Source organism: Aromatoleum evansii (assembly GCF_012910805.1).
Taxonomy (GTDB): Bacteria; Pseudomonadota; Gammaproteobacteria; order Burkholderiales; family Rhodocyclaceae; genus Aromatoleum; species Aromatoleum evansii.
Genome location: NZ_WTVK01000025.1, coordinates 1 through 14,158 on the forward strand (window position 1 = coordinate 1; position 14,158 = coordinate 14,158).

Annotated in this window: 11 protein-coding genes; 4 read left to right on the forward strand and 7 right to left on the reverse strand. The window is 66.8% G+C overall.

The window, feature by feature from the left end; genetic code table 11:
• Nucleotides 1–110: 110 nt before the first annotated feature.
• Entirely contained in the window at nt 111–1,283 is a 1,173-nt protein-coding gene (locus GO615_RS14000; protein ID WP_169129048.1) for an aldehyde dehydrogenase family protein, read from the reverse strand.
• A gap of 342 nt (nt 1,284–1,625) precedes the next feature.
• Here GO615_RS14000 and GO615_RS14005 point away from each other — a divergent pair, with 342 nt between their 5' ends.
• Complete coding sequence (locus tag GO615_RS14005) at nt 1,626–2,210, forward strand: TetR/AcrR family transcriptional regulator (RefSeq protein WP_169129050.1); 585 nt, start codon at nt 1,626–1,628, stop codon at nt 2,208–2,210.
• Between the two features lie 114 nt (nt 2,211–2,324).
• On the opposite strand, the gene GO615_RS28900 is transcribed toward GO615_RS14005, so the two are convergent.
• The 6 genes from GO615_RS28900 to GO615_RS14035 all read right to left on the reverse strand — a co-directional run bounded on the left by GO615_RS28900 (nt 2,325) and on the right by GO615_RS14035 (nt 8,961).
• Nucleotides 2,325–3,773: a DHA2 family efflux MFS transporter permease subunit gene (locus tag GO615_RS28900; RefSeq protein WP_169129052.1), complete on the reverse strand. Its 1,449-nt coding sequence runs from the start codon at nt 3,771–3,773 to the stop codon at nt 2,325–2,327.
• A gap of 85 nt (nt 3,774–3,858) precedes the next feature.
• Nucleotides 3,859–4,665: an oxidoreductase gene (locus tag GO615_RS14015; protein WP_169129054.1), complete on the reverse strand. Its 807-nt coding sequence runs from the start codon at nt 4,663–4,665 to the stop codon at nt 3,859–3,861.
• A gap of 98 nt (nt 4,666–4,763) precedes the next feature.
• The gene (locus GO615_RS14020; protein ID WP_169129056.1) at nt 4,764–5,945 is read right to left on the reverse strand and encodes a thiolase family protein; all 1,182 of its coding nucleotides are present in this window, start codon (nt 5,943–5,945) and stop codon (nt 4,764–4,766) included.
• Nucleotides 5,946–6,254: 309 nt separating this feature from the next.
• Nucleotides 6,255–6,809, reverse strand: a complete 555-nt coding sequence (locus tag GO615_RS14025; RefSeq protein WP_169129058.1) for a PaaI family thioesterase — start codon at nt 6,807–6,809, stop codon at nt 6,255–6,257.
• Nucleotides 6,810–6,915: 106 nt separating this feature from the next.
• On the reverse strand, nt 6,916–7,245 hold the full coding sequence (locus GO615_RS14030) for a hypothetical protein (RefSeq protein ID WP_169129060.1): 330 nt from the start codon (nt 7,243–7,245) through the stop codon (nt 6,916–6,918).
• 225 nt (nt 7,246–7,470) lie between these two features.
• The gene (locus tag GO615_RS14035) at nt 7,471–8,961 is read right to left on the reverse strand and encodes an efflux transporter outer membrane subunit (protein ID WP_169129062.1); all 1,491 of its coding nucleotides are present in this window, start codon (nt 8,959–8,961) and stop codon (nt 7,471–7,473) included.
• A 192-nt stretch (nt 8,962–9,153) separates the two neighbouring features.
• Here GO615_RS14035 and GO615_RS14040 point away from each other — a divergent pair, with 192 nt between their 5' ends.
• The 3 genes from GO615_RS14040 (at nt 9,154) to GO615_RS14050 (ending at nt 14,043) form a co-directional block, all read left to right on the forward strand.
• Nucleotides 9,154–9,702 (forward strand): TetR/AcrR family transcriptional regulator, encoded by a 549-nt coding sequence (locus tag GO615_RS14040; RefSeq protein ID WP_339380033.1) that lies wholly within the window; start codon nt 9,154–9,156, stop codon nt 9,700–9,702.
• Nucleotides 9,703–9,913: 211 nt separating this feature from the next.
• On the forward strand, nt 9,914–10,945 hold the full coding sequence (locus tag GO615_RS14045; RefSeq protein ID WP_246262287.1) for an efflux RND transporter periplasmic adaptor subunit: 1,032 nt from the start codon (nt 9,914–9,916) through the stop codon (nt 10,943–10,945).
• Complete coding sequence (locus GO615_RS14050) at nt 10,942–14,043, forward strand: efflux RND transporter permease subunit (RefSeq protein WP_169129066.1); 3,102 nt, start codon at nt 10,942–10,944, stop codon at nt 14,041–14,043. The genes GO615_RS14045 and GO615_RS14050 overlap by 4 nt, the downstream gene beginning before the upstream one ends.
• Nucleotides 14,044–14,158 lie beyond the last annotated feature (115 nt).

Below are 14,158 nucleotides of genomic sequence, written 5' to 3' on the forward strand. Positions count from 1 at the left end.
TGCCGCACCGCGGACTCTCGAAACTGCTCGGTGTAGACCCGCTTCGGTATCCTCGTTTTCATCTCACGTTCCTCCATGAAGCCTTAGAACCGCACTTCATGGCGTCCGTTTTATGGGGGCAAGCTCACCTCGACCACGCAGCGCGCATCGTCGGGCGGGTTGTCGACGATGGTGATCGGCACGAAGTAGCCCGCTTGCTGCGGCACGGTTCCGCCGAGCAGGAAGCGGTGGCCCCGGCGGCGGGTGTCGTCGATCAGGTCGCACACCTTCAGGAACTGTGCGCGGTTCTGCACCGGGCCCAGGCCGGTGTCCGGGGCCAGGCCATTGCCGACCTTCACCGTGCGGGCGTAGCTCACCAGCGCGTGGCAGAAGCGGTCGTAGATCGACTCGTGCACGTACAGCCGCTTGGTCGCCACGCAGAACTGCGCGCTGTTCTGAAAGGCCGCCCAGAACAGCGCCGGGGCAGCGGCCTCCACGTCGGCGTCGGGCAGCACGATGGCCGGGTCGTTGCCGCCCAACTCCAGTGCGACGCGCTTGATCCCGCCGGAGGCCGCGCGCATGATCTTCTTGCCCGTCTCGGTGGAACCGGTGAACGCGATCATCCCGACGTCCGGGTGCTCGGGCAGCAGCGGCGCCAGCGTATCGGGCAGGGCCACCACGTTGAGCACGCCCGGGGGCAACACCTGCTGCGCCAGCAGGCCGAAATGCAGCGTCGCCAGCGGTGTGTAGGGCGAGGGCTTGAGCACCATCGTGTTGCCGGTCAGCAGCGCCGGGGCGATCTTCCAGACGGCCAGCAGGATCGGGAAGTTCCACGGCACGATGGCCGCCACGACGCCGATGGGTACGTGACGTACCGTGCCGACGACCCCCGGCTCCACCGGCGCTTGTTCGTCCTTCAGTTCCTGCCCGGCGATGCCGGCGAACCAGTGCGCCGCGCTGTCGATTTCCCATTCCGCCGCCAGCCGCGGTTTGCCCTGCTCGCGCACCAACAGTTCGACCAGCGTCTTGCGGTGCGCCTTGAGCAGGGCGCTCAGCGCCTGGACGGCGGCGCTGCGTTCGGCCCACGGCTTGGCCCGCCAGGCCGGGTAAGCGCGGCTCGCCGCGGAGACCGCCAGCGACAGCATTTCGGCGTTGGCCATCGGGCAGGAGCCCACCGACTGTTCGGTGGCGGGGTCGATCACGTCGGCCTCGGTTGCGCCGCGGTGGCCGCGGCCATCGATCGAGAGGAAAAAAGTGTTTGGTAGTTCGGAGCCGCCGACGGCGGGGGAGGTGGAGTGCGGCATGGTCATCCCTTTGCGTGTGTTGGTGTCGAACGTGTTTGTGCGGCGGAACGCGGCCACCACCGCGACATACGTGCCGGGTGAGCTGCAGTGGTCCGGCTGCACCCGTTCATCATGGCGCTGTCTTCGGACGGCATATCCATCCGGAGACCGTAGCACCTGCGACCCGCGAAGATCTTGCATCTACTGGCTGACGTATCCCGCGTTTTCCCCGCGAGAATCCGCCGATGCAGCAGAGCGGCCTTTTTTTGCCACTCAGCGTTTTGCAAGAAGCTCATCATTGTAAATAGATTACGAGCATCATCTATAATGCCAATAGGTCATTTGAGAAGGGAGTCTCGCCAGATGAAGGTCAGCCGAGAACAGGCAGCGGAAAACCGGCAGCGCGTCGTGGAGATCGCCTCCAGGTTCTTCCGCGAACGAGGGTTGGACGGGATCGGCGTCGCCGACCTGATGAAGAGCGCCGGCCTCACCCACGGCGGCTTCTACGGCCACTTCGCTTCGAAAGAAGACCTGATGGCCGAGGCCTGCGCGCGGGCGCTGGAGGACACTTTGGCGAAGTGGCGCGAACGGGTCGAGGCAGCGCCGGAAGATCCGCTTTCCGCGGTCACGGCGCTGTATCTGGCCGCCGCGCACCGTGACCAGCCGGCCGAGGGATGCGCCCTGGCTGCAGTGGGTGCGGAGGCCGCGCGGCATGGCGCGCCCGTGCGTCACGCCCTGACCGCAGGCCTGCGCGATCTCATTGATCTGCTGAGCGAGTTGGTGCCGGGACGCTCGAAAGCCGCGCGGCGGAAGAAGGCGCTGGCCACCTTCGCCGGCATGCTCGGCGCGGTGGTGCTCGCGCGCGCGGTGGACGACTCCGCGCTTTCCGACGACATCCTGCAGTCGGTGTCTGCGTCGATCTCAGGGCCCGCGCCGGGCAGAAGCTGAGGGGCGCGATCCGCCGACCGACCGGGCCGACCTACCGCGAGCTGCGCCTCCAACCACCACTCGCAGCGACTCGACCGGCGGTCGCCACGCGGCCACCTTGATATGGCGATAGAGTCAAGAGCAGTTGACCACGGCTTTGGACAACGTATTGACTGGCAGGCACAAGATCGCAGTCACCAATGCCAATACCATGTGGCACAGATAGACCGCATTGAAATCTGCACGTTGCAAACCGGCACTGCCCAGCAACAGCACCGTGAGGGCAACCCCCATGACGGAACCGATTTGCCGTATCGCCTGATTGATGGCACCGCCTACGGCGTAATGGTCTGAGGGCAAGTGGCTGACAGCAGCTCCCGACAGCGAAGGCAGCACCATTCCCACGCCAATGCCACTGAACAGCATGCCCGGTAGCCAGTGCGTCAGATACGCGGGCTCAATGCCGGGCACCAGCAAATACCACAATGCGCTGGCCGCGTAGATAAGGCAACCCACGACCAGCAGCGGGCGGTGACCATACCGGCTCGCCAATCGGCCCGACAAAGCAGCCACCGGAACCACCAGCAGCGGCCCGGGCGCCATCGCCAGGCCAGCCAGCGGCAGCGAATAGTGCCAGATTGAATTCATGTAAAAAAAGAAGGCGAAAAACATCATCGAGAACGCGGTGCCGAAGCTCAACGTTGCAAGATTGACGTAGCGGTATGTGGCGTTGCGAAACAAACCCAAGTCCACCAGTGGCGCGGTGGCAGCCCGGGCCCAGGCGACAAATCCGAAGATGCTCGCCAACCCGATGCCCGCAGTACCCAGCAGCTCATGGCGTGACCAGCCAAGCGACTCCGCTTGCACGATGGACAGCGCCAAGGCGCCGATGCCGACGATCAGCAAGCCCATCCCCATCAGGTCCAGCGGGTGCCCCCGGGATGCCTGCTTCGCTTCGGTCAGCAGTGTTGCGCCGCGCCATATGGCAAGAATGCCCAGCGGCACATTCAGGTAGAACGCCCATTGCCACCCGAGCGACGCGATCACGAACGCCCCCAGGCTGGGGCCCACTGCCGCAGCCAGACCACCGACCGCGCCCCATAGACTGACAGCCACGGCACGTTTGTTTGTCGGGAACGCCGCCAGCACGAGCGAGAGCGATGCGGGCGTCAGCAATGCAGCGCCCATGGCCTGCAGAACTCTTGCCGCGACGAGCAACTCCACGCTGGCCACCAAGCCACAGGCAACGGAAGCCGCCAGGAACAGCGCAACGCCAACGAGAAACACCTTCTTGCGCCCATGCCTGTCTGCCAACCCGCCGGATGGGATCAGCATCGCGGCATAGACCACGGTGTAGGCATTGAGCACCCACGAAAGGTCTGCCGCAGTGGCCTGCGAAAAACCTGCCCGCAAGGCGCTGAAGGCTGCGAACAGCATGGTGCCGTCCATAGAGACAAGAAATACCGCCACGCTGGCCACCCAGAACACCGGCCATGGTGAGGCGGTGCGGGGGGGCATGCTTGGCAAAGCCTGTGCCATGGCGGCAGGCGAGGACATGATGGTCTGGCTGTCCGGGTCGGTCATTGGGCTCTTCCGGTCATTTGGCACGCCTGATCCCTCAGAGCCAAGCTCTTCGAGTTCCTGCGGCGGCTAGAAGGTCGGGATCGATTCAGGCGAGTCCAAACGTTTTGCGCAGGCCTTTCTCGACCGGGCCGGCGGGCATGAAGCGACGCAACTTGGCCAGAAGAGATGCCTCGCCTTTGGGCGTACGGCGCATCTTCCATGCGCCCAGCGCGGCGTCGACGATCGTGGCGGCGACGCCATCGGGCGTGGGCGCCTTTTGGACATTGTTTTGGATTGCCCGTGAAACGACGCCGAGCTCCTTGTTGTAGTCGGGAATTTTGGAAGCTGTTTGGGGCGCGTTGAGATCCAGGTTGGTTTTGGTAAAGGAGGGTTCGACAAGCGCCACGCGGATTCCGAATTGGCGCACCTCGTGATCCAGGGTCTCGGACAGTCCTTCAACGGCATGCTTGGATGCCGAATAGAGCGCCATGTACGGCGCAGGCAGAAAGCCCAGCACCGAGCTGACATTGACGATGCGCCCGGAACGCCGCTCGCGCATGTGCGGCAGCACCGCCTTGGTCGTGCGCAAGAGGCCGAAGAGGTTGGTGTCGAACAGCGTCTGGGCTTCGGCAATCGACGTTTCTTCCGTCGCGCCGAGCAGGGTCACGCCTGCACTATTGACCAGCACGTCGATGCGCTTGGCCTGATCGATGACGGCCTGGATGCCATTTTGAACGGACGCCTCGTCGCGGATATCCATCTCGACGAGCTCGACACCCGGTATTGCTTGTGCTTTTGCCGTGTTGCGCACGGTGCCGAATACCCGGCAACCCTGCTCGGCAAATTTCATCGCGGTGGTACGCCCGATACCCGATGACACGCCGGTAACGACGACAACTTTGGAATTCGACATGGCAGTCCTTTATTCTGTGGGTGAATTGGAATGAGGGGATTGTCGGTCCCACACGGGCGTTGCAGGATTTACGGGGAACGTGGGCGCGGCCGCGCTCTTCAGGCACGCTCCAGGCAGATCGCGATGCCCTGGCCGCCGCCAATGCACAACGAGACCACGGCCTTTGCCTGACCGGTGCGCTGCAGGGCATATGCAGTCTTGGTGATCAGGATGGCGCCGGTCGCGCCGATCGGATGGCCGTGGGCGATGGCGCCGCCGTCCGGGTTGAGCCGCGTCGGCTCGATGTCCAGCGCCGACTGCACGGCGAGTGCCACCGCGGCGAAGGCCTCGTTGACCTCGAAGCGGTCGATGTCCTGCATCGTCCACCCGGCAAGCCCGAGCGCCTTGCGGACGGCGGGGATCGGCCCGAGCCCGAACAGATCCGGCTCGACGCCGGCGACGGCCACGTTGCGGATGACGAGCAGCGGGGCGAGGCCGAGCTCGCGCGCGGTGGTTCGGTCGCACACGATCATGGCCGCCGCGCCCGCGTTGACCCCGGGGGCGTTTCCGGCCGTGATGGTGCCGTCCGGGCGAAAGACGGGCTTCAGGCGGGCCAGCGTCTCGAGCGTCGTTTCGGGCCGGTTGCCTTCGTCAGCCGAGAACACGACGGGGCCTTTCCTGCCTTCGACGGTGAGCGGCTCGATCTCGGACGAAAAATGGCCGGCCGCCTGTGCCGCGGCGAAGCGCTGTTGACTAAGCGCGGCGTAGGCGTCCTGATCGGCGCGTGTGAGGCCGAACTTGCGCACGAGGTCCTCGGCATGCCAGCCGGAGTGACGCGTGGAAAAGGCGTCGTGCAGTCCATCGACGAGCATCGCGTCGAGCGCCTGCGCTTCGCCCATGCGGGCCCCGAAGCGCATCGCCGGCAGCAGGTAGGGCGCGCGGTCCATGTTCTCCACGCCACCTGCGATCACGCAGCGCGACAGGCCGGCGCGGACCTCCGCGAAGGCGGTCGCCACCGCCTGGGCGCCGGAACCGCACACGCGATTGACCGTCATTGCCGGCACCTCGACCGGCAACCCGCCCTTGATCGCGGTCTGGCGCGCGACGTTCATGCCATTGCCGGCCTGGATGACGTTGCCCATGACGACCGAGTCGACTGCGCCCGCATCCACGCCCGCACGCCGCAAGACCGCGGCGACGACGTGTGCGCCGAGCGCGCCGGCCGGCACGTCCTTCAGGCTGCCGCCGAAGGCCCCGATTGCGGTGCGAACCGGGGTGCAGATGACGATTTCCTTGTCCATTTCTCTCTCTCCATCGAGGGGTGCCCTGGGAAGGACGGGGGTGGCCGATCTCACTACGGGCGGTTTTATATGATGTTCATCATCATTGTAATTAGATTACGCACATCATCTATAAAGTCAAGCGCTCTCAAGCAAGGGACTCGAGGGAGATCGGCGTGCCACGGTCCCGAAGGCGCCGGGCGAGTGCTCACCTGCCTGCCGTCGGGAGCACGCCCCCGCGCCATCCCTTTTGCCGGATTAGAGGAGCCGTTCGGCGTACCCCTGCTCCAGCGCATGCCGGCGGAGGAGTTGGCCTTTCGTGCCGATCTTCTATGAAGCCTGGTCAAAGACCAGGCAAGTAGCGCTCGCGTGGGCGTAGAGCTTGCGGTCCGGTCCGACGAGCCGGCCTTCCGCGGTCGCCACCTGGCGACCACCGTGGACCAGCCGGCCTTCCGCCCGGACCAGCGGCACTGCCTCGGTGAGTGCGCGGACGAGGTTGAGCTTCAGTTCCAGGGTCGTGTAGGCCTTGCCGGCCGGCAGCGTGGAATGCACGGCGCATCCCATGGCGCTGTCGAGCAGGGTCGCGAACCAGCCGCCGTGCACCGTACCCATCGGGTTGCAGTGGGTGAGGCGCGGCCGTCCCTGGAAGACCGCGAATCCGGGCTCGATGCGAAGCAGGGTGAAGTCGAGCGTGACCGCCATCGGCGGAGGCGGGATCTCCCCGGCGAGGAGCGCCTGGAATAGCTGCAGTCCGCTGCGCCCGGCGACCTGGGCAGCGGAGGCCACGCCGGGTGCCGTCCGGAGGCGGGCGCGCACGGCCGCTTCCTCGGCCCGCCAGCTGGCAAGCGTTTCGTCGGGATTCATCGCGTCGGTTGGTGCTGTCATGAGATCGGCATCCTTGATGTGGGTTTTCCGGCGAGCGACCGCGGCATGAAAACGCGCTGATCGCGGCTGCGATGGCGCCGTCGCTCGCCGAACGATGTGGAACTGCTCACAGACTCTCACCCGAGCTTCCGAGGATCGTGCGGCGCGCGCGCTCGTGCGGGTCGATCGCCGGCTGCGACCCCATCGCGAGTGCGGGCCGGAACGCGCCGCCCGCCACGGGCGAGGCGAGGATTCGCTGGCGCGCGAGCTCATGCGGATCGGTCGGCGCCGGCGCCGCGCTTGCCGCCGTGCTGTGGATGGCGGCCGAATGCTGCGGTGCGCTCAGTATCAGCTGCCGCGCCTGCTCGTGCGGGTCCAGCGGGCGAGCGGGATCGGCCAGCGCGCTGTGGGCGGAAAGGACGAGGGCGATGCCGGACAATGCCAGAATCGATTTCATGATGCGTCTCCTGTTGGGCTGAAGCAGTCGGCGGACGGTACTGTTGCGCTGGCACCGCTCGGCCGGGAAATGCGCGTCATCCGTTCATGGCGCGCGAAAAGAAGGCCTGGTGCAACCGGCGTGGCGTCGCCCAGGTGAGGAGCACGAGGGCTTGTTCGCCCAGTCCGAGACGACGCTGATGCGCCCGTGATGAGCCTCCGTGAAGTATTCGTCTTGGCCATTTGCTTACCTGCGGTTGGTGGTGGAAAGGTCGCTGTAGAGGCGGTTGCTGCCTGCATCCCGCGCATCCCATCCGCCGCCCAACGCCCGGAAGGAGGCAATGGCGGCGCGCGCAGCCTCCGTTTGCGCCTGTGCCTTCGCATCGCGCACATGCAGCAGGTTGTCGTCGGCATTCAGAACCTCGATCAGGCTGACGACGCCACCCTGGTAGGCGGCCAGCGAGTTCTCGCGCGCACGGGCGAGCGACGACTCACCCCGGGTCAGGATGCCGACCTGGGCCTCGCGTTTGATGAGGGCGGAGAAGGCGTTCTCGACATCCTCGGCCGCCCGCAACACGGCTAGCCGGTAAGCCGCCAGGGCTTCGGCCTCCTGCCCGCGCGCGGCCGCGATCTGGGCGTCGACGCGGCCGAAGTCGAAGAGGCGCCAGCGCAGTCCGAGGACGCCCTGGGCCTGGCTGGCGGCCCCGGTGAAAAGGTTGCCGCTGGCGATCGCGGTGGCGCTGCCCACCAGGCCGGCGAGCGAGAACTTGGGGTAGTACTCCGAGATCGCCACGCCGATGCGCGCATTGGCCGCGGCCAGGCGCCGCTCGGCGACGATGAGATCGGGTCTGCGCCGGATCAGCTCGGCCGGGGTGCCGGTCGCGGACAGGCCCGGCGTGACCGGCACCGGCGCCCCCGGGGCTAGCTCCGCGCGGTTGGTTCCCGGCTGCACCCCGAGCAGAACGTCCAGCGCGTTCATCGCCGAATCGAGGCCGGCTTCCAGGACGGGGATCTGCGCCTCGGCCTGGGTGAGCGAACCCTCGGCCTGGTTCACCTGGAGCTCGGCGGCGATCCCCTTCTCGTACTGGAGCCTGACCATGGCGAGCAACTGGCGGCGGGTCTCCACCTGCTGTCGGGCGATGGCGAGGCGCGCCTGCAAGCCGCGGATCGTGACGTACACGTCCGCCGTCTGCGCAGCCACGGCCAGCCGTGTCGCCACGGCGCCGGCTTCGGAGGCCTCGTACGCCGCGCGTGCGGCCTCCCGCCCGCGCCGCAGGCCGCCGAACACGTCGATCTCCCAGCTCGCGCCGAGGTTGGCCTCGTAGGCGCTGCCGGTGCGATCGAAGCCGGGCGTGGCGTCGAGCACCTGCCCGAGCGGAGTCTCGACCGACTGGTAGGCCCTCGCAGCGCTTACACTTACGTTGCCCGTCGGCAGCAGCGCCGCATCGGCGTAGCGCAACGCCGCGCGTGACTGGGCGACCCGTGCCGCCGCTTGCGCGAGGTCCAGGTTCTGTTCCAGGGCGTGGGAGACGAAGCGCGTCAGCAGCGGATCGTCGAAGGCGGCCCACCAGACCTGGAGGTCTGCCTTGGACTGAACCTGCCGGTGATCGACACCTTCCTGCCCGAGGAAGGTGGACGACAGCGCGATCTCGGGCGGCCGGTAGTCGGGGCCGACGGCGCAGCCCGTCAAGACGCCGACGCTCAGGAGCAGGGCGAGGGAGCGGGGGTGGGCAAGCATGAGAGTCCTTCGGGAAGTTGAATTGTTGCGGTGACTAAAAGCGACAATAGTCACCAGTTAAGTGACTGTCAACTAAAATCGTCACTGGTTGCCAAGAGGGAGCCTGTGGGGTATCGTTTTCCCATGAACCAAATCGCCTCTTCCCTCCCCCCATCGCGCGGCCCCGCCGATCACAATGTCCGAGACCAGATCGTGGAGGCGGCCGGTGAGCACTTCAGCCACTACGGCTACGAGAAAACCACGGTCTCCGACCTCGCCAAGGCGATCGGCTTTTCCAAGGCTTACATCTACAAGTTCTTCGATTCCAAGCAGGCCATCGGCGAGGCCATCTGCGCCAAGACTTTGAGCGCCATCGTCGTGGCGGTCGAAGAGGCGGTGGCTGGCGCAGCCACGCCGACAGAGAAATTCCGCCGAATGTTCAAGACCTTGGTGTCGACCGGCGTGAGTCTGTTCTTCAACGACCGCAAGCTGTACGACATTGCCGCGCATTCCGCTGGCGAGGGCTGGCCGTCCGCCCGCGCCTACTGCGAGCGCATCCGGCAGATCCTGACGGAGATCGTCCGCGAAGGGCGGGAGAGCGGCGAGTTCGAGCGCAAGACGCCGCTGGACGAGACGGTGCATGCGATCGATCTCGTCATGCAGCCCTATGTGAATCCGCTCCTGCTCCAGTACAACCTCGACCTCGTCGAGGAGGCGCCAACGCAGCTGTCGAACCTGGTGCTGCGCAGCCTGGCCCCTTAGTGGCGCCTTAGTGGCCCCTGAGCCAGTTCAACAATTGCGCTTGTGACCATTGACACTAATGGTCACAAGTTCTAGGATGAAGGCCTTCGCACTCCCGGAGGTCGCCATGCTTCAGCGCCGTACTATTCCCTTCCTCGCCGTCGTCGGTCTGCTGCCCTTGGCTCTGGCAGCGTGCAGCGACGCCACTTCTTCAATCGATCCGCGGACCCGGATGCCCCTCGTGCGGGTGGGGGCGGTGGAGGCCGCCGTCCACGCCGAGCGTTCCTTCACCGGTATCGTTGCGGCGCGGGTGCAGAGCGACCTGGGTTTCCGCGTTCCCGGCAAGATCCTGGAGCGCCTGGTCGATACCGGGCAGGCCGTCAGGCGCGGCCAGCCGCTCATGCGCATCGACCCCACCGACTTGAGGCTCGCCACGCGCGCCTTTGAGGAGGCCGTTGCCGCCGCCTCGGCGCGCGCGCGCCAGACCGCGGAGGACGAGGCGCGCTACCGCGATCTCGTCGCGGCGGGGGCGGTGTCGGCCTCGGCCTACGACAAGATCAAGGCCGCCGCCGAGTCGGCACGGGCGGAGGTCAAAGCGGCCCAGGCCCAGGCCGACGTTGCCCGCAACGAGGCCGGCTACACGGTCCTGCTCGCCGACGCGGACGGCGTGGTGGTGGAGACCCTGGCGGAGCCGGGCCAGGTCGTCGGCGCCGGGCAGGTCGTCGTCCGTGTGGCCCATGCCGGGCGCCGCGAGGCGCTCATCGAACTCCCCGAAACCCTGCGCCCGGCGGTCGGCTCCGCCGGCCGCGCGACCCTGTATGGCAGCGGGCTCACGGGCGCTGCAAAACTGCGCCAGTTGTCGGATGCCGCCAACCCGCAGACGCGCACCTTCGCGGCGCGCTACGTGCTGGAGGGTCGTCTGGCGGACGCGCCGCTGGGCTCGACGATCGCCATCCACCTCCCCCGCGACCGCGCCGCCCCGGCGCTGCAGGTACCGATCGGTGCGATCTTCGATCCGGGCAAAGGGCCCGGCGTATGGCTGGTCGAAGGGGAAGGGGTCGAAGGGCAGGGGCCGCGGGTCACCTGGCGCGTCGTGCAGGTGGCCGGCCTCAGTGACGAAGCCGCCACGGTCGTTGGCGGCCTCGCGGCGGGCGATCGCGTCGTCGTGCTCGGGGCCCAGCTGCTGCACGAAGGCGAGCCGATCCGCCTGGCTGACGGCGAAGCTGCGCAGGGCGTGGCGGCGGCCGGCGGGGAACGGAAATGAGTGCCTTCAACCTCTCCGCCCTCGCCGTCCGCGAGCGCCCGGTCACCCTGTTTCTGATGCTGGCGATCTTCGTCGCCGGCGTCGTGGCCTTCCTGACGCTGGGCCGCGCGGAGGATCCCGCCTTCACCGTCAAGCAGATGACCGTGGTCACTGCCTGGCCCGGCGCCACGGCCAAGGAGATGGAAGAACTGGTCGCCGAGCCCCTGGAAAAGCGCATGCAGGAACTGCGCTGGTATGACCGAACCGAGACCTTCACGCGACCGGGTCTGGCCTTTACCACCGTGGTCCTCCTCGACAGCACGCCGCCCGCCGAGGTCCCCGAGCAGTTCTATCAGGCGCGCAAGAAACTCGGCGACGAGGCGCTCAAGCTGCCGCGGGGCGTCATCGGCCCGATGGTGAACGACGAATACGCCGACGTGACCTTTGCGCTCTATGCCTTGAAAGCGAAGGGCGAGCCGCATCGGCATCTGGTGCGCGATGCGGAGACCATGCGTCAGCGCCTGCTTCACGTGCCGGGCGTCAAGAAGGTGAACATCATCGGCGAGCAGGCCGAAAGGATCTTCGTCGAGTTCTCCCATGACCGCCTCGCGACCCAGGGCGTCTCCCCGCGCGACCTCTTCGCCGCGCTGAACGGGCGCAACGTCATGACGCCCGCCGGCTCGATCGAAGCCAAGGGCCCGCAGGTTTTCATCCGGCTGGACGGCGCGATCGACGACCTCGAGGCGATCCGGAACACGCCGGTCGCGGCGCGCGGCCGGACGCTGAAGCTCGGCGACATCGCCGAGGTGAAGCGGGGCTACGAGGATCCGGCCACCTTCCTCATCCGCAACAACGGCGAACCGGCCTTGCTGCTCGGGGTGGTCATGCGCGAGGGCTGGAACGGCCTCGATCTCGGCAAGGCGCTGGAGGTGGAAGCGGCGGCGATCAACGCCGAGATGCCCCTCGGCCTGAGCCTGTCCAAGGTCACGGACCAGTCGGTCAATATCCGCTCGGCCGTCGACGAGTTCATGGTCAAGTTCTTCGTCGCCCTCGGCGTGGTGATGCTGGTCGGCTTCCTCAGCATGGGCTGGCGCGCCGGCATCGTGGTTTCGGCCGCGGTTCCCCTGACCCTGGCCGCGGTCTTCGTCGTCATGGCGGCCACCGGCAAGAACTTCGACCGGATCACGCTGGGCTCGCTGATCCTGGCCCTGGGGCTCCTGGTCGACGACGCGATCATCGCCATCGAGATGATGGTGGTGAAGATGGAGGAAGGCTACGACCGTATCCGCGCCGCCGCCTATGCGTGGAGCCATACCGCCGCACCCATGCTTTCCGGGACCCTGGTGACGGCGATCGGCTTCATGCCGAACGGCTTCGCCAAGTCGACCGCTGGCGAATACGCCGGCAATATCTTCTGGATCGTCGGCATTGCGTTGATCGCATCGTGGATCGTCGCCGTCGTGTTCACGCCCTACCTGGGGGTGAAGCTGCTCCCGAACTTTAAGAAGCACGAAGGCGGGCACGGGGCCATCTACGCTTCTCCGAACTACGAGCGCTTCCGCCGGCTGCTGGGATCGGTGATCCGGCGCAAATGGCTGGTCGCGGCGAGCGTGATCGGTGCCTTCGCCGTCGCGGTCCTGGGCATGGGCGTGGTCAACAAGCAGTTCTTTCCGACGTCCGATCGGCCCGAGGTATTGGTCGAAGTTCAGATGCCGTATGGCACCTCGATCCAGCAGACCAGTGCCGCCACCGCCAAGGTCGAGGCCTGGCTGGCCGAGCAGCCGGAAGCGCAGATCGTGACCGCCTACGTCGGACAGGGTGCGCCGCGCTTCTACCTGGCCATGGCGCCGGAGCTGCCCGATCCTTCGTTCGCGAAGATCGTCGTCCTGACGGACGACCAAGCGGCGCGTGAGGCGCTCAAGCTCAGGCTGCGGCAGGCGGCGGCCGACGGCCTGGCGCCGGAGGCGCGCGTGCGGGTGACCCAGTTGGTGTTCGGCCCGTACTCGCCCTTCCCCGTGGCCTTCCGCGTGATGGGGCCCGACCCCGACAAGCTGCGCGACATCGCGGGAGAGGTGCGTGCCGTGATGCAGGCCTCGTCCCAGATGCGGACGGTCAATGCTGACTGGGGCGAGCGCGTGCCCACGCTGCGTTTCTCGCTCGATCAGGACCGGCTGCAGAGCCTCGGCCTGAGCTCCAGCGACGTGGCCCAACAGCTTCAGTTCCTGTTGAGCGGCATCCCCATTACCGAAGTACGCGAGGACATCCGTTCGGTACAGGTGGCGGCCCGTTCGGCCGGGAACACACGGCTCGATCCGGGCCGGATCGCCGATTTCACCCTGGTCGGGGCAGCCGGCCAACGGATTCCGCTGTCGCAGGTCGGAACGGTGGACGTCCGCATGGAAGACCCGATCCTGCGCCGCCGCGATCGCACGCCGACGATCACCGTGCGCGGTGACATCGCCGAGGGCTTGCAGCCGCCGGACGTGTCCACCGCCGTGTGGAAGGATCTTCAGCCCATCATCGCCAAGCTGCCGGCCGGCTACCGGATCGAGCAGGGCGGTTCCATCGAGGAATCCGGCAAGGCGAATCGCGCCTTGGCGCCGATCTTCCCCATCATGATCGCCCTGACGCTGATCACGATCATCTTCCAGGTCCGGTCGATCTCCGCGATGACGATGGTGTTCGCCACCGCGCCGCTGGGCCTCATCGGGGTCGTGCCAACCCTGCTGTTGTTCCACCAGCCATTCGGCATCAACGCGCTCGTCGGCCTAATTGCGCTGTCCGGAATCCTGATGCGCAACACGCTCATCCTGATCGGTCAGATTCGCGACAACGAGAAGGCGGGATTGGCGCCCTTCGATGCCGTGGTCGAGGCCACCGTGCAGCGCGCGCGCCCGGTCATCCTGACCGCGCTCGCCGCCATCCTGGCGTTCATACCCCTCACCCAGTCGGTGTTCTGGGGGACGCTGGCTTATACCCTGATCGGTGGCACCTTCGCCGGGACGGCACTCACCCTGGTGTTCTTGCCGGCCTTGTACGCGATCTGGTTCAAGATCAGGCCGGCGGCGGGGGATGGGCAAGTTGTTCCTGCGATGCGAACGGAGGCTGTCGCGGCCTAGCAAAAGGAATCGGCGCGCCGGGCCCCGAGCGGATTGCCGGCGTACCGCCACGACGGCGATGCTGAGGGGGTACCCTACGCTGGCTCAGGCTATGGGCTGCCCTATCATCGCTTCA